This is a genomic window from Paenibacillus sp. FSL E2-0177, assembly GCF_037992975.1.
GTDB classification, from domain to species: Bacteria; Bacillota; Bacilli; order Paenibacillales; family Paenibacillaceae; genus Paenibacillus_AQ; species Paenibacillus_AQ odorifer.
On sequence record NZ_CP150307.1, the window covers coordinates 4,271,281 to 4,297,119 of the forward strand.

The 25,839-nt window shown below is 43.7% G+C and carries 30 protein-coding genes; all 30 read right to left on the bottom strand.

The genetic code is table 11. The features are described from left to right. Positions 1-94: 94 nt before the first annotated feature. Entirely contained in the window at positions 95-745 is a 651-nt protein-coding gene (tsf, locus tag MHI25_RS18990; protein WP_036688492.1) for a translation elongation factor Ts, read from the bottom strand. 132 nt (positions 746-877) lie between these two features. Continuing rightward, the gene (gene rpsB, locus MHI25_RS18995; RefSeq protein ID WP_036688493.1) at positions 878-1,579 is read right to left on the bottom strand and encodes a 30S ribosomal protein S2; all 702 of its coding nucleotides are present in this window, start codon (positions 1,577-1,579) and stop codon (positions 878-880) included. 161 nt (positions 1,580-1,740) lie between these two features. Next, positions 1,741-2,397, bottom strand: coding sequence for an endolytic transglycosylase MltG (locus MHI25_RS19000; RefSeq protein ID WP_076182641.1), 657 nt, complete (start codon positions 2,395-2,397; stop codon positions 1,741-1,743). Beyond that, on the bottom strand, positions 2,394-2,972 hold the full coding sequence (locus MHI25_RS19005) for a hypothetical protein (RefSeq protein WP_076279614.1): 579 nt from the start codon (positions 2,970-2,972) through the stop codon (positions 2,394-2,396). Before MHI25_RS19005 ends, MHI25_RS19000 begins: the two co-directional genes overlap by 4 nt. A gap of 49 nt (positions 2,973-3,021) precedes the next feature. Beyond that, entirely contained in the window at positions 3,022-3,336 is a 315-nt protein-coding gene (locus tag MHI25_RS19010) for a hypothetical protein (protein WP_076127826.1), read from the bottom strand. Between the two features lie 51 nt (positions 3,337-3,387). Continuing rightward, positions 3,388-4,791: a FapA family protein gene (locus MHI25_RS19015; protein ID WP_036688497.1), complete on the bottom strand. Its 1,404-nt coding sequence runs from the start codon at positions 4,789-4,791 to the stop codon at positions 3,388-3,390. Positions 4,792-4,820: 29 nt separating this feature from the next. Beyond that, entirely contained in the window at positions 4,821-5,609 is a 789-nt protein-coding gene (locus MHI25_RS19020) for a FliA/WhiG family RNA polymerase sigma factor (RefSeq protein WP_076127824.1), read from the bottom strand. Between the two features lie 90 nt (positions 5,610-5,699). Then, positions 5,700-5,933 (bottom strand): hypothetical protein, encoded by a 234-nt coding sequence (locus tag MHI25_RS19025; protein WP_339279333.1) that lies wholly within the window; start codon positions 5,931-5,933, stop codon positions 5,700-5,702. Between the two features lie 179 nt (positions 5,934-6,112). Continuing rightward, on the bottom strand, positions 6,113-6,610 hold the full coding sequence (locus MHI25_RS19030; protein WP_036688499.1) for a chemotaxis protein CheD: 498 nt from the start codon (positions 6,608-6,610) through the stop codon (positions 6,113-6,115). Next, positions 6,603-7,229, bottom strand: coding sequence for a chemotaxis protein CheC (locus MHI25_RS19035; protein WP_076182646.1), 627 nt, complete (start codon positions 7,227-7,229; stop codon positions 6,603-6,605). The genes MHI25_RS19030 and MHI25_RS19035 overlap by 8 nt, the downstream gene beginning before the upstream one ends. Positions 7,230-7,232: 3 nt before the next feature. Then, positions 7,233-7,694, bottom strand: a complete 462-nt coding sequence (locus MHI25_RS19040) for a chemotaxis protein CheW (protein ID WP_036688501.1) — start codon at positions 7,692-7,694, stop codon at positions 7,233-7,235. Between the two features lie 27 nt (positions 7,695-7,721). Further along, a complete protein-coding gene (locus tag MHI25_RS19045) occupies positions 7,722-9,794 on the bottom strand; it encodes a chemotaxis protein CheA (protein WP_076182652.1) in 2,073 nt (690 codons plus the stop codon). 34 nt (positions 9,795-9,828) lie between these two features. Continuing rightward, a complete protein-coding gene (locus MHI25_RS19050) occupies positions 9,829-11,160 on the bottom strand; it encodes a chemotaxis response regulator protein-glutamate methylesterase (RefSeq protein ID WP_076190890.1) in 1,332 nt (443 codons plus the stop codon). A gap of 33 nt (positions 11,161-11,193) precedes the next feature. Continuing rightward, entirely contained in the window at positions 11,194-12,075 is an 882-nt protein-coding gene (locus MHI25_RS19055) for a MinD/ParA family protein (RefSeq protein WP_076190887.1), read from the bottom strand. Next, positions 12,072-13,457: a flagellar biosynthesis protein FlhF gene (gene flhF, locus MHI25_RS19060; protein ID WP_076306632.1), complete on the bottom strand. Its 1,386-nt coding sequence runs from the start codon at positions 13,455-13,457 to the stop codon at positions 12,072-12,074. Before flhF ends, MHI25_RS19055 begins: the two co-directional genes overlap by 4 nt. Then, the gene (gene flhA / locus MHI25_RS19065) at positions 13,454-15,487 is read right to left on the bottom strand and encodes a flagellar biosynthesis protein FlhA (protein ID WP_036688509.1); all 2,034 of its coding nucleotides are present in this window, start codon (positions 15,485-15,487) and stop codon (positions 13,454-13,456) included. Before flhA ends, flhF begins: the two co-directional genes overlap by 4 nt. A gap of 18 nt (positions 15,488-15,505) precedes the next feature. Further along, on the bottom strand, positions 15,506-16,600 hold the full coding sequence (gene flhB / locus MHI25_RS19070) for a flagellar biosynthesis protein FlhB (RefSeq protein ID WP_340393956.1): 1,095 nt from the start codon (positions 16,598-16,600) through the stop codon (positions 15,506-15,508). Positions 16,601-16,622: 22 nt separating this feature from the next. Further along, the gene (gene fliR / locus MHI25_RS19075) at positions 16,623-17,408 is read right to left on the bottom strand and encodes a flagellar biosynthetic protein FliR (RefSeq protein ID WP_036688514.1); all 786 of its coding nucleotides are present in this window, start codon (positions 17,406-17,408) and stop codon (positions 16,623-16,625) included. A 9-nt stretch (positions 17,409-17,417) separates the two neighbouring features. Beyond that, positions 17,418-17,687, bottom strand: coding sequence for a flagellar biosynthesis protein FliQ (fliQ, locus tag MHI25_RS19080; protein ID WP_036688516.1), 270 nt, complete (start codon positions 17,685-17,687; stop codon positions 17,418-17,420). 21 nt (positions 17,688-17,708) lie between these two features. Further along, complete coding sequence (gene fliP / locus MHI25_RS19085; protein ID WP_036688518.1) at positions 17,709-18,470, bottom strand: flagellar type III secretion system pore protein FliP; 762 nt, start codon at positions 18,468-18,470, stop codon at positions 17,709-17,711. After that, positions 18,467-18,991, bottom strand: coding sequence for a flagellar biosynthetic protein FliO (locus MHI25_RS19090; RefSeq protein WP_036688521.1), 525 nt, complete (start codon positions 18,989-18,991; stop codon positions 18,467-18,469). Before MHI25_RS19090 ends, fliP begins: the two co-directional genes overlap by 4 nt. Positions 18,992-19,000: 9 nt before the next feature. Continuing rightward, positions 19,001-19,366: a response regulator gene (locus MHI25_RS19095; protein ID WP_076127811.1), complete on the bottom strand. Its 366-nt coding sequence runs from the start codon at positions 19,364-19,366 to the stop codon at positions 19,001-19,003. 26 nt (positions 19,367-19,392) lie between these two features. Beyond that, positions 19,393-20,697 (bottom strand): flagellar motor switch phosphatase FliY, encoded by a 1,305-nt coding sequence (gene fliY, locus MHI25_RS19100; RefSeq protein ID WP_076182668.1) that lies wholly within the window; start codon positions 20,695-20,697, stop codon positions 19,393-19,395. Next, positions 20,687-21,685, bottom strand: a complete 999-nt coding sequence (gene fliM / locus MHI25_RS19105; RefSeq protein ID WP_036688529.1) for a flagellar motor switch protein FliM — start codon at positions 21,683-21,685, stop codon at positions 20,687-20,689. The genes fliY and fliM overlap by 11 nt, the downstream gene beginning before the upstream one ends. A gap of 39 nt (positions 21,686-21,724) precedes the next feature. Continuing rightward, positions 21,725-22,192, bottom strand: coding sequence for a flagellar basal body-associated FliL family protein (locus MHI25_RS19110; RefSeq protein ID WP_076100380.1), 468 nt, complete (start codon positions 22,190-22,192; stop codon positions 21,725-21,727). Then, entirely contained in the window at positions 22,189-22,413 is a 225-nt protein-coding gene (locus MHI25_RS19115) for a flagellar FlbD family protein (protein WP_036688535.1), read from the bottom strand. The genes MHI25_RS19110 and MHI25_RS19115 overlap by 4 nt, the downstream gene beginning before the upstream one ends. An 89-nt stretch (positions 22,414-22,502) precedes the next feature. Continuing rightward, a complete protein-coding gene (gene flgG, locus MHI25_RS19120) occupies positions 22,503-23,321 on the bottom strand; it encodes a flagellar basal body rod protein FlgG (RefSeq protein ID WP_036688538.1) in 819 nt (272 codons plus the stop codon). 104 nt (positions 23,322-23,425) lie between these two features. Beyond that, the gene (locus tag MHI25_RS19125) at positions 23,426-23,809 is read right to left on the bottom strand and encodes a TIGR02530 family flagellar biosynthesis protein (protein WP_036688541.1); all 384 of its coding nucleotides are present in this window, start codon (positions 23,807-23,809) and stop codon (positions 23,426-23,428) included. Continuing rightward, positions 23,806-24,303, bottom strand: coding sequence for a flagellar hook capping FlgD N-terminal domain-containing protein (locus MHI25_RS19130; protein WP_340393961.1), 498 nt, complete (start codon positions 24,301-24,303; stop codon positions 23,806-23,808). The genes MHI25_RS19125 and MHI25_RS19130 overlap by 4 nt, the downstream gene beginning before the upstream one ends. Before the next feature lie 33 nt (positions 24,304-24,336). After that, on the bottom strand, positions 24,337-25,818 hold the full coding sequence (locus tag MHI25_RS19135) for a flagellar hook-length control protein FliK (RefSeq protein WP_340393963.1): 1,482 nt from the start codon (positions 25,816-25,818) through the stop codon (positions 24,337-24,339). Positions 25,819-25,839: the final 21 nt, after the last annotated feature.

Here is a 25,839-nt window from a genome sequence, read left to right on the forward strand (position 1 = left end):
CCTCACTTTCTGCAAAAGACGGAACACTACGTGTACGTGTTCCGCTCTTCTGATGCTTGCCTTTATTCAATTCTTCACATTTATGATGAAACTATTATTGATTAACTTGTGCCATAACTTCTTCAACAAAGTTATCCACTTTCTTTTCCAAACCTTCGCCAAGTTCAAAACGAGCAAAACGACGGATCGAGATGTTTTCTCCGATGGTGCTGATTTTTTCATTCAACAATTGGGAGATTGTTTTGTCAGGGTCTTTAACGAAAGTTTGCTCAAGCAAGCAATATTCTTCGTAATATTTACCAATACGTCCTTCAACCATTTTTTCAATGATTTTCTCAGGCTTACCTTCGTTCAAAGCTTGAGCTTTCAGGATTTCTTTTTCTTTCTCAACATCTTCTTGTGGAACTTCTTCACGACGAACATAACGTGGGTTTGCTGCAGCGATTTGCATAGCGATATCGCGAGCAAATTCCTTGAAGGAATCTGTTTTACCAACAAAGTCAGTTTCGCAGTTGATTTCTACAAGTACACCAATACGGCCGCCAGCGTGGATGTAAGATTCTACAACGCCTTCAGTAGCAATACGTCCTGCTTTGTTCGCTGCTGCAGACAGACCTTTTTCACGAAGCAATTCTGCTGCTTTAGTGATATCGTTATTAGCTTCTTCAAGCGCTTTTTTACAATCAAGCATACCAGCGCCTGTTCTTTCACGAAGTTCTTTTACTGCTTTTGCATCAACTGCCATTGTTTATTCCCTCCAGGTAATTGTCGTTTTCTTACATTATTCAAGGCCTTTATCCTAAAAAAAGGGCAGTGAGAGGTTATCCACCTGCCAACCACCCTTTTCATTTAAGTTCTTGTATGTGTTAGTCGCTACTTAAGCAGTAGTTGTGTCTTCGCCTTGGTGAGCTTCAACAACAGCGTCTGCCATTTTACCAGTCAACAATTTAACAGCGCGGATAGCGTCGTCGTTACCTGGAATTACGTAGTCGATTTCGTCTGGATCACAGTTAGTATCAACGATAGCTACGATTGGAATACCCAATTTGCGAGCTTCTGCAACTGCAATACGCTCTTTACGCGGGTCAATGATGAACAGCGCGCTTGGAAGACCTTTCATGTTCTTGATACCGCCCAAGAATTTTTCAAGACGATCTTTCTCTTTGCGAAGAAGGATAACTTCTTTCTTAGGTAGCACTTCAAAAGTACCGTCTTCTTCCCAAGATTCCAATTTCTTCAAGCGATCAATACGCTTTTGGATAGTTTGGAAGTTAGTAAGAGTTCCGCCCAACCAACGTTGGTTAATGAAGAACATACCGGAACGTTCTGCTTCTTCTTTTACGGAATCTTGAGCTTGTTTCTTTGTTCCTACGAATAGGATTGTGCCGTTGTCACCAGCGACGCTTTTTACAAAGTTGTAAGCTTCCTCTACCTTTTTGACTGTTTTTTGCAAGTCAATAATGTAAATTCCGTTTCTTTCAGTGAAGATATAACGATCCATCTTTGGGTTCCAACGACGAGTCTGGTGACCGAAGTGTACCCCAGCTTCTAGAAGCTGTTTCATGGAGATTACTGCCATCTTCACACACCTCCTAAGTTTGGTTTATTGTGTGTCTCCTCCGCCATGCGTCATCTTTCAGCAAGACTTTCTTCAGAAGAAAGCACCCCTTGTCGAAATCAACCGGCGTGTGTTTTAACACCGTCAATTACTATACCATATTATCTCAGTGTATGCAACGATCACTTTAAAGTTATTAATTTCTCTATTATCGAGTCAATACTTTCTCCCTTATTAAAGCTATAAGAACCGGATTGAATTTTGGTATTAATCTTACGTTTGTTTGCAGCCTCTAGAAAAGTAGACTTATCTTTAATGACGCCAGCCTTCGCTAAAATATCTGTTGTTGCGGTCAATGTGCTGCCAGATGGAATTCGAACAGAAACACTAGCATTTGCTGTGACTTTAGGCGTTACAGGAGCTACAGCGGTTGGAGCGGCACTGGCCTTTGGAGTGACCTTTGGCTGCTCAACCTTGCCGTTAGTAGGCGTAGATGGCTTGTTCGGCGCAATGGCTTTATCAGAGCTCTCAGGCGTTGTAGGTGACACTGCCGGCGTGGGGGAGGCTGCAGCCGCCGGCGCAGAGGGGCTGACGTTCTCCTTGCTTTCTGCTGTCGCCCCCCCGGTCTCTGTGACTTCCTCTTTATTATCATTCTCAGCTTCCCCCGAGGAAGGTTCTGCAGCTTCATCGATGACTTTCATATTCAATTTCTCCGCACCCTGTAGAACTTGTTCTTTGGTAAGTGGAGCCGCTCCACCGGAGATCATTAGTTGAAGTAATAAAGCGCCAGTAATTAGTCCTGTGCCTAGCCCGAACAAGAATGAACGGTTCTTAATCATACCGATTCCTCCTGTTTGGCAAGTTGCAGAATCAGTTGCACTTCCCCTCGCTGAAGTCCAGCTGTCTTGGCAATGGAGTCTATCGATTTGCCCTGCTCATGCAGTTCAAACAATCTTGGGTAACGTAATTTTATCGAACTAATAGGTTTCGCTTTCACATCTGGCGACACTGAACTCATCTCTGCTGGGAGAGACGGATCTTCGTTTACACCAACTTTAACCTTCGAACCTTGTTCAACCGACACTGCAAGTTCTTTCAAACTCTTCTCTTCCTCGGCCACTCGTGCTTCTAGCTTTAAAGAGCTGTTCTGCAACTCTACCACTTGACTCTGTAATTCATTAACCTGTCCCTGCAGTACATTATGATTAGTTTGCGATTGTTGTTTAATACTACTAACTAATTGTACCAGTTCCTCATTCTCGCGCTCTATGTCTGCCATATATAGCTCAAGCGCAGCCTCTGTTTCTTTGAGGCTTTGCTGATTAGCTTTTCCTTCCTTTACACGTGCGGGAAGTAAAAGGGCATAAAGAATAGCGGCGACACCTACTAGCACAATATAAACCCATGGTTGCAAGTGCCTTATCTCCTTTTACATATCAGATGTAGATTCGTGTAGATTCTTATTAAAGACTTAGATCAATGCGTTGGCCTTTGTAAGGATGCTCAGCATCACGGGTTGCAGGCGGGTTCGAATGTTTATCTGACGAAGAATTGCCACCTGAATGCTGATTGCCTTTTCCACCGCCATCCCGTAAAGCTGATTCAGAAGACTCATCCACTTCAGTGCTCCGCATGGCCAATTCCTGACTTTGTTTTACATTTTGCCCAGCCAATTGATGTTGGTCGATAGCAGGACGTTGCTGAGATTCATTCTGAAGCTTGCCCGCCTCCGTGGTGCGAGGCAAAGCAATTTGCAGTTCCACCGGTTTTAGGCTCATCTTAACCCTTCTCTCACAAGTAATGGCCGGCCGCAAATGCTGCCCGCCCGATTAATTGTACGGCGTTAAAGATATATCCCCATCACTGTAAATAAACACAACCCGCTCCGTAGCATCCTTAACAAATCGGGTATATCTGCCGATCATGATCTTTGAACCGCCATAAATGGTTTTGATAACCTCAACTCTCGCTCTACCTGTATCTTCTAACATTCTTTCTATCTCTAGCACTCGTTCTTTAATTCTTTTTTCTTCACGTTGATGGGATTGTTTAGTAGCATTTAATTTGACGCGAAGCGCCACTTTATCCGCAGGGAGCTGACCGTTAGTAGCCAATTGATTTAATAGATACAAAGCTTTAGAGGTTTTATCCTCGTTCTCCAGCAGCTGCCGCAGCTCTTGACGAAGTTCGTTAATCTCATTTCTAAGCTCTGGAACCACGCCTACCTCAATCACAGTCGCAGTGGACATGGTGTTACCTATAGTTCTTGCTACAACTCTTTCTCCAGACTGAACGATTCCACCCACAATTAAACCTTTAGAGCCGTTACAGATAACATCTCTACCAGCACGTATATTGGAGTGCATAATACTCTGAGAGACAATTACATCTTCCCCAGCGGTTACGTTTCCATCTTGAATGAAAGAAACCTTCACACTTTTTCCAGCGGTAACTTGGCCTTTGTTATATCCGATAATTCCACCAGTAATTTCAATGGAGCCCCCAGAGATTAACTCTGCACCTTCAACGCCGCCTACAACCCGAATATCACCGGCAGACTTTACCGTAAAGCCTGAAAGGACATTCCCACGTATGACGACTGTACCTACAAAATCAATATTTCCAGTGCCGTAATCGACATCACCATTCACTTCATATACAGGAAACACATTGATTTTCCCGTTATCAGTTAACGTGACCAGTCCATCAATCGCTGCGTACATCGAAGTGCCATCGTTATCAATGAGTACATTTTTCCCGATTTTAAAATGAGCTTCCTTTCCAGCCTTGAAAGCAAGCTCATCACCAGTTACAGTCATCCCTAACTTTCCAGGCTGGGCAGGGATAATTTTAGCTATTAACTTTCCTTTAAGCACATTACGAAGCCGGACCAAGTCCTTGTAGTCGACCTTACCATCCGCTTTCTCAAGCGGTTTGCGGTCCTCTTCCAGATCAACTGTAAGCATAACTCGTCCATCTGTGCCATGCACAGCAGGATAACCTGCAGCAATCGGAACTTTACTCCAAAAAAACTCCTCAGGATGACTACTAATACGTTCGACAACATCACTCTTGATACCGTAGCGAATATTGTGACTGTGCAGGAAGGCTTCCAGTTCTGTAGATGAGCAGGAAAAATTCTCATCCTTTTTGGAGAACTGCAAATACGCGATTCCTTTGTCCTCCGAAAAAGTTATACTCAAGTACTGATTCAAAGCATATTGACCGATCAAATTTTGCTCCCCCTTGTCACCGCTAACGGTTAATCGTTCTGCATAAGGAGATCACGGTTCTTCTCGAGCGTTCCCCTCAGCCGCAAAATAGCTTTGGAATGCAACTGCGAAATTCTTGAAGGAGATAACGACATGACCTCAGCAATCTCACTTAAAGATAAATCTTCATAATATAAAAGGGACACAACGGTCCTTTCTTTCACCGTTAATTTCTCAATACCTTTGGTGAGCGCTTCGCGCAAGTAGAATTCATTTACCTTGCTATCCGGATTCTTAGCTTTATCGTCCACCAGTATGGACATTCGGGTCTCTGATTCCTCTTCACGAATCGGGTCTTCCAGTGAACAAAGTGACATCACAGCCACATCCTGCAACATATTTTGAAATTCCAGTTCACTAATATTAAGGTATTGGCTCATTTCCTCGTCACTAACTGACCTTAAGTGCTTCTGCTCCAGCTGCTGATAAGCGTCCTCAATTTTTTTAGCTTTTTCCCTAACGGATCTAGGTACCCAATCACTTTGGCGTAATGAATCTAATATCGCACCACGCACACGCCAGGACGCATAGGTCTGAAACTGCAATCCTCGTTTGTAGTCGAATTTCTCAATCGCATCAATTAGTCCCATAACCCCATTACTGGCTAAATCATCTTTGGATACATTTTTGGGTAATCCCACAGCCAAACGACTGGATACATAATCAACAATATGGAGATAACTCTCTATCAGCTTCTTTTTGGCATCAGGGTCTCTGTGTTCTTTCCACTGTTCCCATAGCTCGTCAGTTTCCAATTGAGAAGCTTTACGCTCGTTCAATAGCTTTCACCCTTCCCAAAGTTTAGTCAGCGAGCATTCGCGGCGAAATGTACCTTCCAATAAGATCACCGATTCCGCCTCAGCCCTCACTTATTCTTCTTTCAGGTGACGAACGGCCTTGGCCAATTCTTCAGGATCCTTCATCGAAACTAGCTTAGGAGGTGTAAGAGGCTTAAATCCCTCGCTATTTTCGTTTCCTTGTCCTGGCTTCGGTTTTAGTAGATTGATTAATTCTTCATCCTCATTAGGCGTGCTGATATCCAGCTTCGCCCCAAGTTCTTCACCACCAGTATCCACTTCATCCGGAGGCGATGTTTGAATCATAATAAAACCCAATACCCATCTTACGAGGAAAGCAAGCAGAAACCAGATGATAAATGCAATTAGGCTTCTTAATAAACTAGTACCCAATACATTGTTACTGTAGGTTACAAAAAAGGTAAATATGAAACCTACCAAACCCGACACCAAGTTTATCAAAATGTTTCCAATCATATTCATAATTATAGTTCCTTAGCGCCTTTTTGCACACTGCGAATAAACAATATACCAGTGTTGCAGGCTATTTCTATCGTACGGCCATAATTGCCGCCTGTGTCTTCTGCGATTAACGGAATTTTTAAATTTTCAAGTGCTAGTTTACAAGATTCAACATTACGAGGCCCGATCCTCATGGTGTCGCTCCCCCCGGCAAAGGCAAACATTTGTGAACCTCCGGCCATCTTGGCTACGATCCGGCTCCGAACCGCCCCAAGCTCTAGCAGACGGGATAAGAGCTCCGGCACTGCAGTATCTGCAAACTTAGCGATGTTTAACTGCCCTTCCCTAGCAATCTCAGATGATGGGAGCATTACATGCGCCATCCCTGCAAGCTTTTTTCCAGGGTCAAACAATGTTAATCCCACGCAGGAGCCAAGACCTGTGGTACGAATTAAACTGTCTTGGCTACCCACGTTAAGATCCGCCATCCCTACTTTAATAATGCTTTGTTCTTCAATCATTTTCAAAAGGAACTCCTAGCGATTTGAAGATTTTCGGGAATGATTCCGGATCGGGAATAAGGAAAAATTGCCCTTCAATTTCGTTTTTCCCTTCGAAGAAGGTAGTGTCGATCAACAATGCATCGTCCCCCATCTGCCCGAATTGCAGCAGACCGTAGCTAAGGATAGCGCCAGCCATGTCCATAGCAAGGGCCGGCACCGTTGGATACATAGAAAGTGCGGTGAAATCTGCTAGAGAAGAAAGATACGATCCTGCCAAAATATTGCCAATTTCGCTTAGTGCAGAGAGCTCCATTTCTCCAAGCTCTTCATTACTCGATAGCTCAATGCCCGCAATACGACTAAGCAAGTTCATAGCCGCTTCTGGTGACAGAATGAAAAACAGGTTACCTGGAGCTTCACCCTCCACACGTAGAAACACCGCATATACAAGTTCTTCGGCTCCGCCAACTTTATCTGTTATTTCTTCAAAGTTAAGGAGCTGTACCTTAGGAACAGCCATATCTATCGGCTTATTCAAGAGCTGTGATAATGCGGTGGCTGCATTTCCAGCTCCAATGTTCCCAACTTCCTTAAGCACATCCATTTTGAAATCCTTATAGTGCTTAAATAGTTCCACAGGTTAGCCCTCTAGGCTTTCTAATTGAACGATCTCGCTTTTGTTAAGCACTTCTGACAAGTTAAGCATAATCAGTAAGCGCTCGTCTCCAATCTTGGCCACCCCATCCAAATACTTTGCCTTGATGCCGCCAACAACATCAGGAGGTGTATCAATAGAATCTCTGTTCAAATCTATAACATCATTTGCAGAGTCTACAATGAAGCCTACTTCCATTTCATTAACAGACACGATGATGATTCTTGTCTGATCGGTGTGTTCAGCCTCTTCGATGCCGAAACGGCCCCGTAGATCAATTACAGGAATAACAACCCCACGTAAATTAATTACACCTTTGATAAATGAATAGGTCTTAGGTACACGAGTAATGGGCATCATGCGCTCAATAGTTTGTACCTTTTCAACTTCAATTCCATATTCCTCTACGCCTAATTTAAACACTATCACTTTAATATCTTCAGCCATGGAATGAACCTCCCTGTTCTATCCTAGTTATTTAATAAAAGCGTTCGGATCAATAATAAGTGCTACTTGACCATCACCAAGAATGGTTGCGCCAGATATTCCTTGTACATCAGGCAAATATTTACCCAGATTCTTAATCACAACCTCGTTCTGGCCAATAAAATCCTGTACTGCTAAGGCAACTAATCTTTCTCCCTTGCGCACCACTACGATTTCTGTTTCTTCTTCGGTACTCTCATCATAATCTGGTACTGAAAAGAGACGACTTAGCGAAACCAGAGGAATGTGCGAATCACGGAATTCTACCATTTTATTGCCATGGATTGTACGGATCTGAGATTGCTTCACGATTCCGGTTTCCACTATAGAGGTCAAAGGAATGGCATACTTCTCGGAACCTAATCGGATAAGCATTGCAGCAATGATTGATAGAGTTAAAGGCAGCTGCACTGAGAAATTTGTTCCTTTACCTGGAGCAGAATAAATCGTTACATTGCCGCCTAAAGAAGAAATCTTAGATTTCACTACATCCAGCCCTACCCCGCGGCCTGAAACATCAGAAATGACCTCTGCTGTACTGAAGCCTGGGGCAAATAACAACTGAAAAGCTTCATCGTCCGACATACTGGCTGCCTGCTCTTGTGTTATAACACCCTTCTTCACAGCAGATTTCAGAACCTTCTCTGGATAAATCCCTGTTCCATCTTCTTCGATCTCAATGAAGACGTGATTACCACTGTGGAAAGCCCGCAAATAGACCGTTCCGGTCTCAGGCTTACCAGCAGCAACACGATCCGCAATGGATTCGATACCATGGTCAACTGCATTACGCAATAAATGCACCAGCGGATCCCCGATTTCGTCAATGACCGTTCGGTCTAGCTCAGTTTCTGCTCCTGTGATGATAAGATCTACTTTTTTGTCTAGTGACTTGGCTAGATCACGAATCATACGTGGGAATCGGTTAAATACTGTATCTACTGGAACCATCCGCAGCTTCATTACAATATTCTGGAGATCTCCGCTTACCCGGCCCATATGCTCAACCGTTTCTGTAAGATCACCATTTTGAACCTCAGAAGCCAGCTGTTCCAATCGGACACGGTCGATAAGAAGTTCACTGAATAAATTCATCAACACGTCCAAACGTTCAATATCTACACGAATGGTACGTGATGGTGCCCCACCTGTTTTGTGAGCTGCCGGTTTGTTCCCTTCTTCTTTGGTTGGCAGGGGTTTAGCGGCAGAAGCCGCAGGTGTAGCTGCTGGAGCCTCAGTAGTCGTGGCAGCCACTTCAGAGGCTGCTGCTGCTGTTTCTTGACCCAGCTGTTGCAGAGAGTCTTGATCCAATGCTACTGCCGATACCTTATCAATCTCAGACAGATTTAGTATCATAGCCTGAATTTGATCAGCACTTTTTTGAGTTATGTAATAGAGAGAGAAGCTTTGATCAAATTTCTCTTGTTCAATATCCTGAACGGATGGGAAGGATTTAACCACTTCACCTGAACGCTCCAAAAGATCAAACACCATATATGCACGTACTGCCTTAAGCTGACAATCCTTGCGAATGGTTACGTCCACATATAATACTTGATGTCCTTCTTGAATCGACTGTTCTAGAACAGAAAATTGAAACTCATCTAAATGAATCGGGGTTTCAACCGCTTGTGCAGCAGGTCCTGAGACAGAAGCTGCCTCACCACCCGCAACAGGAATCTCTCCCCGGACTATAGCCTGTAAGGAGGAGACGATAGACGAAACATCCGCTTTACCCTCGCCTCCTCCCGTAATATCCTCAACCATAGACTCCAAGGCATCCAAACTTTTGAACAACGTATCAAAAATGAAATCCTGCATGCGCAGTTTGTTGTTGCGTACCAAATCAAGAACATTTTCCATTTGGTGTGTGAGTGAAGCCAAATCTTCAAAGCCCATAGTTGCTGCCATACCTTTTAAGGTATGCGCAGAGCGGAATATTACCTGTACAATACTAATGTCCTCAGGATTCGCTTCCAGCCCCATCATGCTCTCGTTCAATGACTGCAGATGATCGTTCGACTCATCAATAAACATGGATAAATATTGGTTCATGTCCATCAGTGAGCACCTCCCCTTTGAGTTCGCTTTTCTGTTATTTAACAGCTTGCACCAGCCTTGGAGCAATTTCTTGCAAAGGCAGTACGTGCTGGACGCACTGTAATTCCACCGCAGATCGCGGCATTCCATATACGACACAAGTTTCTTCGCTTTCAGCAAAGGTTGAGGTTACCCCAGAGTCGTATAAGGATTTCATCATTCTTGCCCCATCACTACCCATCCCTGTCATTAGTAACAAATGACGTTCTAACGATGTGAGCGGCAGCAATGATTCAAATAAAACATCCACAGAAGGTCGATGGCCATTACGTGCCTCCTCCTTTGTGAGTACAACCGCATATTGCCCTCTAGAGGATGGGACAACTTGTAAATGATAGCCTCCAGGTGCTATATAAGCAGTTCCTTTTTGCAATATCATCCCCTGCTCAGCTTCAATCACTTCTAGCGGGCTGAAGGTATTCAGTCGCTGGGCTAGTGATTTGGTAAAGTTAGGCGGCATATGCTGCACAATAACAATAGGCGCTGGAAAATCTGCAGGAATCTTCTCCAGAAATACCTTTAGAGCACGTGGTCCACCTGTAGAGCACCCCACGGCAACCAACTTTTGCAGATCATTACTCCCATACTTCCGGACCTGAGGATTTGCAGGAGCGTCATAAGACACTTCCACTTTAGGTTTAGGCAACGGTTTTGGTGGGGTAGCGTTATTCTCTACTCTTGACCTTGCATTACTCTTTTCTGATAAAGGTGGTGGAGTAGAGATTAATGGTTTTGCTGCTCTTTTAGGAACAGTATGATCTAACGGTTGCTTCACCCGCGGTTTTTTGGTCACTTCATTTTTGAGTGAAGCTTTAGGTTCTACCTTGGGTTTGCCGGGCATCACTCTCGGTACAGTTGGCGGTGCGACTTCTACTGGCGGTATGTCTGGCAACTTAAATGCAGAAGCACGTGCTTCGCGCTGCTCCCGGGCCATCATAGCCTCTTTCATTTGTTCCCTTAAGGATTCTCCCACTCCCATGATATCCTGAGAGTTGGTAATCGAAGGTTTACGAATAAAGTCAAAAGCGCCCCATTCCAGTGCAAGAATGGTTTCCTTCATGCCCTCTTCATTGATCCCTGACAGCATAATCACTGGCAGAGGGTCTGAGGCCATTATTATTTTCAGCGCTTCCAGGCCGTTCATTTCTGGCATTTCTACATCCATAGTAACCAGATCTGGACGAAGCTCATTAATTTTTTCGATAGCCTCACGACCGTTTTTTGCTGTTGCCGTCACCTGAAAGTCAGCGTCATTTTCAATTAAATCGGAAATGATCTTGCGCATAAATGCCGAATCATCAACAACCAATACTTTATATGGCTTCATATCATTTCCACCTCTGTCCCAAATTCAGAACAACTATTTACTTCGCTTTAACCATTTATGGATAAAGCCTTTAATCCCTTGGACTTTTGTGGTCTTTTTAGAATCAATGGTCAAATAACTTAGGGCAAGCCGATGTATATCCTTTGCAGCAATACTGTTTGGAAAAGCCAATGTGAAAGGCGTTTGCCTTTTGACAGCCTGCACTACATGGGCATCTGAGCTTATATGACCAAGATAAGAAATATCTAATTGCAAAAAACGACTGGCGGCCATTCGGATCTTGTCGCTTGTCGATATAGCTTCCCTTTCATCACCTGCCTGGTTCACAATCAATTTAAAGGAAGTCTCAGGATAGGTACGATTCACAACCTTCATTAATGCGTATGCATCTGTGATAGCTGTTGGTTCTGGTGTAGTAACGACTAAGCAATCGTCGGCAGAAGTTATAAACTTCATCGTTTCCTTAGATAATCCAGCACCTGTATCGAACAAAATATAATCCATGCTGTCCGCGATAAGTGCTATCTGATTTGTGAAATAATCAAGATCAGACTCTGAAAGAGTAAATAGCTCATCCATTCCAGAGCCACCAGCTATAAAAGGGAGCGAATTCGGACCGTATTGAATAATCTGCTCGATATCCGCTTCTCTTTTTAACAAATGATAAAGATTATATCTCGCCGATACGCCCATCAACACATCTATATTAGCCATGCCGATATCTGCATCGAACAGCAAAACCCGTTTGCCCATAGCCTTTAAAGTTAGAGCGAAGTTAAGTGTAAAATTCGACTTACCAACGCCCCCTTTACCACTACACACCGTAATGATCCTGGCGGATGATCCCCCTCTTACAGCTACTTTAGAATCCTGACTGGATACAAGCTGTCTTAAGGATTGTGCCTGATCCATCATGTTTCACCTGTTCCAAGAAGCAACTCACTAAGCTGTCCTTTGGTAGCCATAAGCAGATCATCAGGTACATTTTGACCATCAGTCATATAAGACAAGGTAAGTGGGAAGTCATTCAGGACATTAAAGAGCGGGCCGTAACTCCCCGTCTCATCCAGCTTTGTGAAAATAACCTTATCCAGTCTATATCTGCCGAAATGCTCTGCAATAAGTTTCATATCACGGCTTTTGGAGGTCAGGCTAAGCACAAGATAGGTTTCACTTCTCAATTCCTTCGCAAGCAAGCTTTGCAGTTCTGCTACTAGCATATCATTGCGATAATTTCGGCCAGCTGTATCCATTAATACTAGATCACAACTCTCCAAGCGAAAGAGTGCTCTTTGCAAATCTCCTGGCGATTGGACAACCTCCAGTGGAACATTGAGGATAGCAGCATAGGTTCGCAACTGTTCAACAGCTGAGATTCTATACGTATCGGAGGTGATAAAACCTACCTTGCGTCCGTGCTTAAATAGCTGTTCTGCCGCAAGCTTAGCTATGGTTGTGGTCTTTCCAACTCCAGTGGGTCCGGCAATATATACAATTTGAGTATCCCGGGCAATTCCATCAGCAATTCGTCCCGTCAGGAAACCATCAATCTGTTCTTTAAGAGATCCCATAAATTTCTCAGGTCCCCAAGTACGCCCTTCATCTACCCAACGTTCCGAGATGTTACTGATCCATTCCTCAACAAGCACAGCATCCATTTCTTGCTCTAATAAAAGATCCCGTAGCTCCTGCAGACTGTCTGGCAGTTCTCTTCCACCTGAGGATTGTCTGGCAATTCGCTCCATCCAGAGCTTCATATCTCTAATCTCACGTAGAACATCATTTTCGAGAGCAGTGGCAACCTCTGGCGATTGTTCTAATCCTAATGATTCATACAACGCTGATACAGAAGGTGCATCTTCCAGATTTAATTCAGGAAGTTTTTGCTCAGGTACTGGCTCCGGATGCTTGGCTATCGATTCTTGTACATTGATAGCTTCCGATAAGGCTGCGGCAATCTCCGCAAACGTCCGTGACTCTTCTGGCTTTTCTAATGAAAAAGAAGGTACGGAAGGTATAGAAGGTGTAGTTGAAGCAGATGACGCTTTTTGATAAGCCTGTGGTACTGCACTCCGTGGAATGTTCATCGCTGGCGCAGCCGGCTTTTTTGGAACATTATTCTTCTCTGCCTTTTCTACTGCTGCTACAACTTCTATTTTTTTCTTCTTAAATAACCCTAAAAATCCGCCGATTTTGATTTCCTTTGTACTTAAAATGACGGCCTCGCTCCCAAGCTCGTTGCGAATGGAAAGCATGGCGTCAGGCATCGAATCGACCACGTAACGCTTCACTCTCATAAATTCACCACTCCGACGCTTTGTATTTCAATGTTAGGCTCTAGCTCGCTATAAGACAGTACAGGAATGTCCTGCATCGTTCGTTCAATCACCTGCCGCAAATACATACGAATGGTTGGTGATGTGAGCACTATTGGCTGTTGCCCTGTCTGCAGCAATCGATTGATCTGTTCACTTAACCGCTGATAGATCGTTTGTGTCGAAGTTGGATCAAGGGCCAAATAACTTCCCTGTTCAGATTGTTGCACACTCTCGGAAATTTTCTTTTCAAGATTAGGTCCAACCGTGATGACTTTCAGTGTCTCTCCTACTTGTGAGAATTGCTGAGTAATCTGTCTGGACAAGGACTGACGAACATATTCAGTGAGAATATCCGGATCCTTGGTGTATGTCCCATAATCCGCCAATGTTTCAAAAATCGTAACCAAATCTCTGATCGATATCTTTTCACGAAGCAGCTTAGCAAGCACCTTCTGCACATCCCCAATCGCCAATACAGAAGGAATAAGATCGTCGACGAGCACTGGATAATTATCCCTAAGGTTGTCCACCAGCATCTTAGTTTCCTGTCTTCCTATCAGCTCATGTCCATGACGTTTGATTAACTCCGTCAGATGTGTTGCGACAACAGATGGAGGGTCTACTACAGTATAGCCGGACAATTCAGCCCGCTCTTTAACCGATTCATCAATCCATAATGCTGGAAGCCCAAAGGATGGTTCGATGGTCTCAATACCGTTTATAGATTCATCATCATATCCTGGACTCATTGCAAGGTAATGATTAAGTAATAATTCACCACCGCCGACTGTATTTCCTTTAATTTTTATGACATATTCATTCGGTTTTAGTTGAATATTGTCGCGAATGCGAATAACAGGTACTACAAGACCCATTTCCAGGGCACATTGCCGTCGAATCATGATGATACGATCTAACAGATCGCCTCCCTGACCTGTATCCGCCAAAGGAATAAGACCATAACCAAACTCGAATTCAATGGGATCAACTGACAGCAAATTAATGACACTTTCCGGACTTCGTACCTCTTCAATCTGCTTCTCTTCAACAAGTTGCTCTTCGGCAATCTGTTTCTTATTTAAATTTTGTCCCATACGGTAGGCTGCAAAAGCCAGCAAACCGGCCAATGGGAGCGTTGTAATCATATGTATGGGTGTAAAGAGTCCAAGAAAAGCTACCGTAACTGCGACAATATACAACAATTTCGGATAGGACAATAACTGTCCTGTCAGCTCTTCTGCAAGATTACCTTCCGAAGAAGCTCTAGTAACAATCAAGCCGGCTGCTGTCGAAATCAGCAAAGCTGGAATTTGACTGACGAGACCGTCCCCGATGGTCAATACAGAATAAGTGGATAACGCAGTAGCAAAGTCCATCCCGTGAACCATCATACCGATGATAAATCCACCGATGAGATTGATCAGCAAGATGATAATACTCGCAATCGCGTCTCCTTTAACGAATTTACTCGCACCGTCCATGGCTCCGAAAAAATCCGCTTCGCGTTCTACGTTACGACGACGCTCACGTGCCTGGGTTTCGTTAATCATGCCTGCGTTAAGATCGGCATCAATACTCATTTGCTTACCGGGCATCGCATCCAAGGTAAATCTAGCGCCTACCTCAGCTACGCGCTCTGAACCTTTGGTGATAACAATAAACTGAACTACTACCAAGATCAGAAACACGATAAATCCAACAGCAATTTGTCCGCCAGCGATCCAGCTACCGAAAGTAGATACCACTGAACCGGCATCTCCATAAGTCAGGATCAGTTTTGTAGTCGAGATGTTAAGTGACAGACGAAACAGTGTGGTTACTAGGAGCAATGAAGGGAAAATTGAAAATTCGAGTGCATTTTTCGTATTCATAGCAACCAGAATGATAATTAATGCGATTGAGATGTTAATAACAAGCAAAACGTCCAATAGCCAGGACGGGATAGGCAGAATCATCATAAGCACGATCCCGATGATGCCTAGCAAAACTGTTAAATCTTTAGCTTTCAATGTCCTAACCCCCCCGCCTTATCTCCTCTTACCTTTAAGCTTATATACATATGCCAGCACTTCAGCCACAGCCTGGAACAGATCATTTGGAACGACATCTCCAATCTCTGCCCTTTGGAATAATGCCCGTGCCAGCGGTTTGTTTTCCATAGTCACGACGCCGTGCTCTTTAGCCAGCTCCCGGATGCGAAGTGCTACATAATCCTGCCCTTTTGCTATAATCTGCGGCGCTTCCATCTTGGTACCGTCATATTTAAGCGCAACAGCAAAGTGCGTAGGATTCGTAATGATTACATCCGCATTTGGAACTTCCTGCATCATACGCTGCATGGCCATTCTACGTTGGCGTTCCCTGATCTTACCTTTGATTAGAGGGTCACCCTCCATTTTTTTGTATTCATCCTTGATATCCTGCTTGGACATTTTCAGGCTTTTTTCATGCTCGTACTTCTGATACATGTAGTCCAGAAAAGCCATAGCCAATAGGGCAGCCCCGATTTTCAAGCCAAGACTCATCGTCAGCTTGGCCGCAAATTTAAAAATCCCCTCCGCACTGATATGCGACAGGGATGCAAAGTTCTTCTTTTCTCCCCATAAAGTGCTATATACCAGATAAGCGATAATTAGAAGCTTAAATATGGATTTCAGGAACTCGACAAACGAACGCATGGAGAAAATATTTTTGAACCCTTTTATCGGATTAAGCTTGCTGAATTTAGGGGTGATCCCCTCTCCAGTGGTCATAAAGCCCACCTGCGCCAGATTGCTTACCAGCGCCATAACAAAAACTATTCCAAGTAATGGAGCTAGCAAAATCAGTATTTGTAGTCCATATTTATTAAATAGCAGCGTTATATTCTCAGGAGTTACCTCCAGTGTCATTTGATTCTGAAATACATCCATATATAGCTTCATGAAGCGTTCTTTCATAAAACCACCAAACATCATCAAGCTAACTACTGCTGATAACAATACAACTGCACCGGATAGCTCAGCACTTTTGGCTACTTGACCCTTTTTACGAGCATCTTGCCGTTTCTTCGGGGTTGCTTTTTCCGTCTTTTCACCGGCGAATTGTTGAAGATCCAGTCTATACCGCTTCGTCTTAGGCATAATACGCTCCCCTTACGGTCACCTACGGACTCTTCCCCATGAGATTCAATAAATTCTCCATGGATTCGAACATGATATCAAAGAGATTCTGAAACAGCACAGCCAGACCAGGCATCAGCACTAAAAGCAGTGCAAGACCTATAATGATTTTGAGCGGAACCCCAATAACAAATACATTATATTGCGGAGCCGTTCTCGCCAAGAAAGCAAGGCCAACATCAGTCAGAAACAGCGCAGTTACTAAAGGAGCCGACATTTGAAAAGCGAGTACAAAGGACTGAGCAAATGTTCGAACCAGAAACTCTGACAAACTACCGTCAATCATGCCTAGAAATAAATCATTATTCATAGGAACCCATTTATAACTGTACACAATAGCATCTAGCAGATGGTGATGACCATTCATGCTCAGAAACATTAGCAGGGCTATCATATATTTGAAATTACCAAGAATTGGTGCAGACGTTCCAGTCATAGGATCGATAACATTAGCAATACCGAAGCCAATCTGAATATCAATAAATGAACCTGCTGTCTGAATCGCCATAAACATCAAATATCCAACGAAACCTAGCAATAATCCTATTAATACCTCTCTGGCAATCAGCAAAATATAACTGAAATCCTGCGGGATCGTAAGCCCTGTTCCGTTAGCACTAAAGACAACCAATGCTACAAAAAAAGAAATGCCAATCTTAAAGGTTGTCGGGACCCCTTGTGAAGAAAATACAGGAACGACAACAAAAAAAGCGGTTATTCGACAAAAAATAAGCAAAAAGACGGGTAAACTTTGCAGTATGGTCTCCATGTTCATTGATTAACCAATATACATATAGAGATTACCCAAAATTTGGCTTGTAAAGTCAATCAGCTTCGTGATGATCCACGGACCAAATAGCAATAAAGCCAGTAGCACTGCGACGATTTTGGGAACAAACGCTAGCGTCTGTTCCTGAATCTGTGTCGTAGCCTGAAAAATACTGATTATTAGCCCTACCACCAGACCAAGAATCAGCATGGGTGCGCTGACTTCCAGCACTAAATATACGGCTTGGCTTGCTAGCCCGATTATAAACTCCGTACTCATCCCTCATGCCTCCTCTTTAGGTCAGGTGTTAAAACTAAGAAGTAGTGATTTAATGACTAAGTACCAGCCGTCTACCAGTACAAAGAGCATTATTTTAAAAGGTAATGAAATCATAACCGGGGGAAGCATCATCATTCCCATGGCCATCAGTGTGCTCGCCACAACAATATCAATAATCAGGAATGGTATGAAAATTAAGAAGCCCATTGTAAAAGCTTTTTTCAATTCGCCAATTGCAAAAGCTGGCACCATCACCGTCAGTGGAATATCACTGTATGTAGCCGGTTTAGTAGATCCGGTATAACCGGTGTATTTCATAAATAACAGAAGATCTTTGGTGTTCGTCTGTTTAAACATAAATTCTTTCATCGGATCAGCAGCTTTATCAAAAGCCTCAGTTTGAGTGATTGTCCCCTTCATATACGGCTGCAACGCATTTTCATTCACTGTGGCCAGCGTTGGTGACATAATGAACAGGGTCAAAAACAGAGCAAGTCCTACCAGCACCTGATTCGGAGGCATTGCCTGAGTACCCAGCGAGGTTCTCACAAAACCTAATACGATTACAATTCTAGTAAAGCTAGTCATAAGAACCAGAAACGCCGGAGCAATACTCAGAACCGTAACAAGAAGAAGAATTGATATGGAACTGGTACCACTGCTTGAACCTTCATTACCGACCTGAATATTAACATTAGGTATAGGATCAGCATGTATCGGCGTCATCATAACCACACTGATAATACCGAACAGCAGAATAGCAAGAATTAGCTTCTTTTTCATATATTCCTCGACTCATCCTTAGTAACATCATCCCGAAGCAGCTCTTCCATTTTCTCTTTACGCTCTGGTGCAGAACGAAGCTTGGATTGCAGAGTCTCGTAAAAAGATGATGTTTCACTAAGTTCAATTTCCTGAGATGGAACCTCCCCACGCAGCTTTACCTTTACCTTGGCAATAAGCGGTGCGAGGAAATTATTCTGGTTAGAGGACTGATCCTCAAATGCCGCAATGATCAATGCTACCTCATCCGGATCGGTGACTTTATCCAAAATGGATATATTCTCACCAATCCCGATTAAGTAAAGACTGCTTCCCAGTTCGATAACCTGCATCGACTTATTAGGTCCAAGCCCTATTGCACCAAGCGTTCTTATGGAACGGTTGCTCATAAAGGTCTGATTACGTCGTCCAAGAAAACGAATTAGTACCACTATAAGTACAATGATTATCGCCAGGACAATAATAACTTTAAACAAATTCAGCAGGGTGTTACTGCTTCCGAGCGTTTCGGAATATAACATGACTTTATCCTACGCGCCCAACGTTTTGTTAATAGCTTCGATAACCCGGTCAGCTTGGAAAGGCTTCACAATAAAGTCTTTAGCTCCTGCTTGGATTGCATCGATAACCATAGCCTGCTGGCCCATGGCTGAACACATAATAACCTTTGCAGCCGGATCTACTTTTTTGATTTCTTTCAGGGCGGCGATTCCGTCCATCTCAGGCATAGTAATATCCATCGTGATGAGGTCCGGACGCAGTTCCTTGAATTTTTCTATCGCTTGAGAACCGTCCTGAGCTTCGCCCACTACTTCAAATCCGTTTTTCGACAAAATGTCACGGATCATCATTCTCATAAATGCTGCATCGTCCACGATTAGAATTCGGTTAGCCATTTTTACAAAATCCTCCCTAAGTATGCTTATTGTAATTTCTGAATTCGGTCCCACTGGCTGACGATATCCGTAACGCGTACGCCAAAGTTTTCGTCGATAACAACGACTTCACCTTTGGCAATAAGCTTGTTGTTAACCAAAATATCTACAGGCTCACCTGCGAGCTTGTCCAGCTCAATAATTGAGCCTTGTGACATTTCTAAAATATCTTTGATCTGCTTCTGGGTCCTTCCTAATTCTACGGTTACTCTAAGCGGTATGTCCATCAATAAATTTAAATTATTTTCATCAATATGACCAAAGGCCCCACCATTCAGATTTGCAAATTGCACAGGCTGTACATTTACATTGCGATTTGCCTCAGAATTAAGCGGTGGTGTCTGTCCATATGGCATCCCTTGCGGTGGCATACCGTATGGTGGCATCCCAGGCATTCCGTATGCTGGCATACCCGCTGGAGGATAATAATACCCGCCTTCTGGCATCCCTGGATACGGTGGCATACCCTGCGGTGGATATGGTGGTTGCGTTCCTCCTGCGGGCTGTGAGGGCGCCTGTTGCACCGGAGGTGCTGGAGGTGGTGTCTCAGCAGAATTAGTCACGGCAGGTGTTTCAGCCATTGTGACCGCTGCCTCCTCCTCTGCAGGACTAACATCACCAAGAAGCATGGATACCATATCTTTTGCGAACTGAACAGGCAAGAGCTGCATAATAGTAGAATCTATCAAATCACCAATTTTAAGCCGGAACGAAATACGAATTAGGGTCTCATCGTCTGGCAGACTGCCTACTCCTTCTCCGCTGGACATATTTAAAATGTCGATACCCGGAGGTGAGATATTAACAAACCGATTAAAAATCGTAGACATCGATGTAGCAGAAGAACCCATCATTTGATTCATAGCTTCTTGCACAGCGCTAATATGAATTTCATTCAACTCTTCATCCTTAGGTTCGCCAGCACCGCCAAGCATCAGATCGGCAATAACCTGCGCATCCCTAATCTTAATAACAAGTGAGTTAATCCCTTGAAACCCATCCACATATTGAACGTGAACAGCTACATGCGGTTTAGGAAAAGCGATTTCAAACTCCCCGCGTGTAATGATCGAAACTTGAGGGGTTGTAATATCTACTTTTTTCCCTAGTAAAGTGGAAAGTGCTGTTGCTGCACTGCCAAACGTTATATTACCAATTTCGCCCAAAGCATCCTGTTCAAACGGTGTTAGATAGTCATCTACCGTTTTCTCCGTAGGAGCTAATGAGCCCTCCGCAGATTGTCTCAGAAGGGCGTCGATTTCTTCTTGGGATAAATAATCTTTACTCGTCAAATTCTTCAACTCCTTCATTGACAATTTCGTCTATTTGCACGGCTACCCGATCTTTAACCATTCCGGGACTTCCGATGAACTTAAGCTTCTCCCCTACCTTAATCGACAGTCCAGAATCTACGTTTCTATTGAGAGAAATCACGTCACCGACGCTAAGCCCTAGGAATTCAGATATGGATAAGCTCGATTCTCCAAGTTCAGCAACAATCGGCAGCTTCGCTTTATGAACTCTAGCTCTAATGGCCAGAAGCTCATCTTCATCCCGCGTCTTCTTCTCTGTCACAAACCATTGGTGAACAGAAAGTCTGGACATGATAGGCTCTAGAACGACATGCGGTATACAAAGATTGATCATGCCTGTTGTGTCTCCAATTTTGGTACTTAGAGAGATTAATGCAATGGTCTCATTGGGCGATACAATCTGCATGAACTGCGGATTCGTCTCAAGAGCTTCCATCCGCGGATGAATATCCAGCACCGTTTTCCAAGCCTCCTGCAGACTCTCAAAACATCTACTAAAGATGCGCTCCATAATTGTTGTTTCGATCTCAGTAAGAGCATTAATCTTAGAAGGTGCAGTTCCAAAGCCTCCAAGCAACCTGTCCAGCATAGCAAAAGCAATGTTAGGATGAACTTCCATTACCATGCGGCCCTCTAAAGGTTCTGCTTCAAAAATGTTCAATATCGTCATTTTCGGTATGGAGCGAATAAATTCATCATAAGGGAGCTGCTCTACTTGAACGACATTAATCTGAACGAAGGTGCGCAATTGGGCTGAAAAATACGTTGTAAGATAACGGGCGAAATTGTCATGTATCCGTGTAAGACTGCGGATATGATCTTTGGAAAAGCGGACAGCCCGTTTAAAGTCATAAGAGCGGATTTTCTTCTGAGTTTCTTCCTTTTTAAGTTCATCGGCGTCCATCTCACCTGAAGAAAGTGCAGCAAGTAGAGCATCAATTTCGTTTTGTGATAGTACATCAACCAATTCAATCACCCCCCCATCAAAGAATTATCAGGAATAAAGCTACACAGAAGCCAAAAGGAATTTGGTGATTTCGATCTGAGTAATTTGGCCCTCAGTCAATGTCTTATTGATCAGATTAATAAGCTTACTGCTAAGCTGATCTTTTCCATTCGCTCCATTAAGGTCCTCAGGTTTGGTATCTGCAAGCGTCTTGATAATTATTGGTTTGATTTTGATCTCTTTTATTTTTTCGAATTCTTCCTTTGATTTCGCAGAACTCAGTTGGAAGGCGAAATCTACTTGAAGGATAAAATCGGGATCAGCAAGATTTGTTTTGATATCAATGATCTCTGCCGTCAATTCGACGATTTCATCTGCAGTTAAATGTTTTGTTTCCACATTTTGAACAGCAGCACTTACCTCGTTCGTATCTTTCGGAAAGATCCTGTCCATTAGTAAAAATGCGGCGACCACGATCAGAGTAATCGCTAGTAATATCGTGATGAGCCACGGCATCATCTTTTTCATGTTAGCTCCTCCATTGACTGGATTTTAATGGTGGCAGCATATGTGCCTATGTCCCTGTTATAATCCCGGATCTTCGTAATAACCTCATCGGCTTTTTCGAGAACGATCAGTCTTTTTCCGGTTACGAGCGTAATATATGTATCCGGGCTTTCTTCTACCATTTCGACCAGTAGGGCATTGATCCACATCGGTGTTCCATTTAATCTTGTTACCGATATCATAACAGGCCTCCTAACAAAATAGGGGGAGGAGTAACTCCCCCACGACTCCGCATGAACCATTTAAGAAAATATAGAATTTATTGATTAAATTAACGCTTCAGGTTTACTACTTCCTGCAGCACTTCATCAGAAGTTGTGATGATACGGGAATTCGCCTGGAATCCACGCTGTGATACGATCATTTCTGTAAATTCATTGGTAAGATCCACATTGGACATTTCCAGCTGTCCAGAGATGATTGCCCCGGTGCCATCTTCTGTATTGTTCGCTGTAGTCGGAACTAGTTCGCCTTCTGCATTCGCATTAAGTGTCATACGATACAGATTGCCTCCGATTTTCTCCAGACCAGATGGGTTAGTAACCTTGGCTACACCAATCTTCACCCCAGCTCCAGTCGTTCCATCTTCCATGGTCTGAACAATTGTTCCATCATTAGAGATAGAAAACGCCGTTACATCGTCACCTAATTGAATGATCCCACCGTCGGAATCTAAAACATGAAGTCCGTCAGCGGTAACCAGATTACGCGCAGCGTCAATGTGGAAATCTCCGGCGCGGGTCAAAAATGCAGTATCTTGATCCTCAGTAAGCTTAACCAGGAAAAAACCATCTCCATCGATACGTAAATCTGTTGGGTTGTTGGTGGTTTGAGCACTACCAGCTAAATGTAGGGTATCTATAGAAGCAATACTAACACCTAGTCCAACTTGTTTCGCATTTACCCCACCTTGACCATCCTCACCCGGTGCAGTAACACCAGAAACGGTTTGGCTCATAATATCCTTGAACATAACACGTCCGGATTTAAACCCGATAGTGTTTACGTTAGCAATATTATTACCGATTACATCAAGCTTAGTTTGAAAGCCTCTCATTCCTGAAACCCCTGAATACATTGATCTTAACATGTTTAATGTCCTCCCAGATTATAGAGTCCTAATAACTTTCCAAGTGAATTGGGACCGCGTCAGTCGGTCAGCGGCCGCCTCGGCTTTCCGTTAGGACCAGCCTATTATGAAATCACTATTGCACTATCGATTTGTGTAAATACATTATCTTTGATCGAGTTACCATCCATAGCAGTAACTACTGTGCGATTAGGAACGCTAACGATAAACGCTAAATCCTTCATTAATATCAAGGATTCTTTACTTCCCTTAGCAGCAGCTTTGTCCACAGCAGATGAAATTTGATCCAGCTGACCGCTTCCAAGCTCTATCCCTCTTTGTTCTAGGCGCTTAGCAGCATGATTGCTGAATTTTAATAGTTTCTGTTGCAGTAAACTCTCAAAAGAAGCTTCCCCCGCCACAGACTGCTTAGGCAGCGAAGATCGTTGTAACGTTGTAGAATGCAGGGACGCAGGATACAGTTGGCCTATAGTAAGCCTGTCACTCATATGCTCGCCCCGCTTCCTCCGCTATTCTCCGGAGTATTACTATCTGTACCAGAACCGCTTTCTGGTGTTGCTGCGGCATTCTGAATTTGTGTAATATCGGTTAAAGCAATTCTGTCTTTTCCCACAACCGCATATTGAATACCATTGCTAACAACGATAGATTCAACATTACCTGTCTTAGGCAGCTTTGTGGCGGTGTCTGTCCAAGTAATATCTTTACCAATCAACCCGGATACAGATCCAAGGGACTGATTCATAGCATTAAGCTGAGTAGAGATATTCATCAATTGCTCCACGGATGTAAACTGGGCCATTTGCGCAATAAATTCTTTATCTTCCATCGGTTGCATCGGATCTTGATTTTGCAGCTGAGTAATCAAAATCTTCAAAAACTGATCCTTACCTAAAGTAGAATTACCCGTTGTGCGTGCACTAGAGTTGGGAGTTGTATAATTCCACTGATCTTTAGTAGAGACCGGAACTGTTGTCGCCATAACCACTCACCTCTCTTTCCTTTGTTATTAAAGTTAAGCCTTAGCAGAAAAAGATCCACCTTGGGACTGATCTTCTTGTCCCGCGTTTGAAACCCAGTCCTTCCATTCACCATTCAGCTCTGCGGCTAGAACAGCATCACTGGCTTCCTCTCTGCTTTCTTTGGAACGTCTACCCTGCTGTCCACTTCCGGAATTAGGTTGGCGTCCTTCCTGCCCCCATTGCGAATTGAGTGGGGTATTATTTTGCGTAACTTCCAGCTTCTCCACTTGAAGACCTTGAGATTGCAATGCAGCGCGAAGCTGGTTCATTTGTTGTTCCAGCATATCTTTAGCGCCGGTATGTTCAGTCATGAACTGGGCAACTAAATGACCATTTTGCATGGTGATCTTAACATCAACTTGTCCGAGATTTTCTGGAAAAAGGGATATAGTCGCTTCAGCGATCCCACCTTTTTGCACAATCTCTAATTTGCCTGTAATGAAACCTGTCATTTCTTGAGCAAATTGCTGAACCGGAACAGGCGCTGCTAGCACTTCAGCCTTCAGCGGTGCTGTAATTCCTCCGCGCAGAGATAACTGCCCCGCAGTAACAACCTCATGATCCCCTTCGTTAGCTGTAATTCCTAGCGGGGAATCTTGAGCAGATTCTGTTGTCTTCGTTTCCCCGGTTACGCCTGTCTTGATTAACGGTGTGTTCGCAGTCTCTGCTTCAGCTTCTTGCACAGTTCCTGATGTCACAGGCGAGCTTACAACCGTATCATTTTTCACTACAACAGCTTCTCCGGAACGACTGCTCACATTCTGAATTGTTTTATCCGTTTGGTTATTTTTGCTTTCAGTAATAACGGGCTGTTGTAAGGAAGAATCAGAATTAATACTCACATTGCTGGTCTTTCCCTTCCCCTTATTAGTGTTAGAGGAGGACTCTTCTAAAAGCGATGTGAAATTATTCAATAAACTGATTCCCTTAGTTGCAACTTCCTCATTGCCACTTACTGCAGCTTCTTGAATCATAGAAACTAAACTTTGCAAGTCATCTTGAACTGCAAATCTTAATGTATCAGCATTCTGTGCCAATGGTGACAAGCTTCCAGCCACTTCTGCTTCCGTTGTAGTAGTACCATTCTCTGCAGCATGGCTTCCAGATAGAAGTGCAGATACCTGAAGAATCCAAGCTTGCAAGGCTACCAACAGAGCTGGATCACTACTGATACTTTCATCCAGCTTCTCAACATCAGCAGCAAGTTTTTCAAGGAGCTCACCCTTCTGAGTGTCTTGCCCTGCTTGCTCTTCTCCAGTCGGCTGCACTTCCTTTAACAGGCCTTGCAGCAAAGAAGCTAGATTTCCCAATAGGGGTTCAGCTGGAGTCGACGGGGTGTTGGTATTGCCTCCCATGGTTTGTACCAGGGTTTGAGCAAATGGTGCAGCCGTCGTTGTTGTGCCCGTTGTAGTCGATGAACTCCCGTTTACTGCAGTTGCGTTTGCACTGACAAGCGATTGAACGACTAAACTCATTTATTTTTCACCTCCTTTCCC

Excerpts from the sequence above, each read along its gene's own strand:
- tsf (WP_036688492.1), bottom strand. The coding sequence starts at position 745 with ATGGCAGTTGATGCAAAAGCAGTAAAAGAACTTCGTGAAAGAACAGGC.
- rpsB (WP_036688493.1), bottom strand. The coding sequence starts at position 1,579 with ATGGCAGTAATCTCCATGAAACAGCTTCTAGAAGCTGGGGTACACTTC.
- MHI25_RS19000 (WP_076182641.1), bottom strand. The coding sequence starts at position 2,397 with ATGATTAAGAACCGTTCATTCTTGTTCGGGCTAGGCACAGGACTAATT.
- MHI25_RS19010 (WP_076127826.1), bottom strand. The coding sequence starts at position 3,336 with ATGAGCCTAAAACCGGTGGAACTGCAAATTGCTTTGCCTCGCACCACG.
- MHI25_RS19025 (WP_339279333.1), bottom strand. The coding sequence starts at position 5,933 with ATGATTCAAACATCGCCTCCGGATGAAGTGGATACTGGTGGTGAAGAA.
- MHI25_RS19030 (WP_036688499.1), bottom strand. The coding sequence starts at position 6,610 with ATGATTGAAGAACAAAGCATTATTAAAGTAGGGATGGCGGATCTTAAC.
- MHI25_RS19040 (WP_036688501.1), bottom strand. The coding sequence starts at position 7,694 with ATGGCTGAAGATATTAAAGTGATAGTGTTTAAATTAGGCGTAGAGGAA.
- MHI25_RS19045 (WP_076182652.1), bottom strand. The coding sequence starts at position 9,794 with ATGGACATGAACCAATATTTATCCATGTTTATTGATGAGTCGAACGAT.
- MHI25_RS19050 (WP_076190890.1), bottom strand. The coding sequence starts at position 11,160 with ATGAAGCCATATAAAGTATTGGTTGTTGATGATTCGGCATTTATGCGC.
- MHI25_RS19055 (WP_076190887.1), bottom strand. The coding sequence starts at position 12,075 with ATGATGGATCAGGCACAATCCTTAAGACAGCTTGTATCCAGTCAGGAT.
- flhF (WP_076306632.1), bottom strand. The coding sequence starts at position 13,457 with ATGAGAGTGAAGCGTTACGTGGTCGATTCGATGCCTGACGCCATGCTT.
- flhB (WP_340393956.1), bottom strand. The coding sequence starts at position 16,600 with ATGCCTAAGACGAAGCGGTATAGACTGGATCTTCAACAATTCGCCGGT.
- fliR (WP_036688514.1), bottom strand. The coding sequence starts at position 17,408 with ATGGAGACCATACTGCAAAGTTTACCCGTCTTTTTGCTTATTTTTTGT.
- fliQ (WP_036688516.1), bottom strand. The coding sequence starts at position 17,687 with ATGAGTACGGAGTTTATAATCGGGCTAGCAAGCCAAGCCGTATATTTA.
- fliP (WP_036688518.1), bottom strand. The coding sequence starts at position 18,470 with ATGAAAAAGAAGCTAATTCTTGCTATTCTGCTGTTCGGTATTATCAGT.
- MHI25_RS19090 (WP_036688521.1), bottom strand. The coding sequence starts at position 18,991 with ATGTTATATTCCGAAACGCTCGGAAGCAGTAACACCCTGCTGAATTTG.
- MHI25_RS19095 (WP_076127811.1), bottom strand. The coding sequence starts at position 19,366 with ATGGCTAACCGAATTCTAATCGTGGACGATGCAGCATTTATGAGAATG.
- MHI25_RS19110 (WP_076100380.1), bottom strand. The coding sequence starts at position 22,192 with ATGAAAAAGATGATGCCGTGGCTCATCACGATATTACTAGCGATTACT.
- MHI25_RS19115 (WP_036688535.1), bottom strand. The coding sequence starts at position 22,413 with ATGATATCGGTAACAAGATTAAATGGAACACCGATGTGGATCAATGCC.
- flgG (WP_036688538.1), bottom strand. The coding sequence starts at position 23,321 with ATGTTAAGATCAATGTATTCAGGGGTTTCAGGAATGAGAGGCTTTCAA.
- MHI25_RS19125 (WP_036688541.1), bottom strand. The coding sequence starts at position 23,809 with ATGAGTGACAGGCTTACTATAGGCCAACTGTATCCTGCGTCCCTGCAT.
- MHI25_RS19130 (WP_340393961.1), bottom strand. The coding sequence starts at position 24,303 with ATGGCGACAACAGTTCCGGTCTCTACTAAAGATCAGTGGAATTATACA.
- MHI25_RS19135 (WP_340393963.1), bottom strand. The coding sequence starts at position 25,818 with ATGAGTTTAGTCGTTCAATCGCTTGTCAGTGCAAACGCAACTGCAGTA.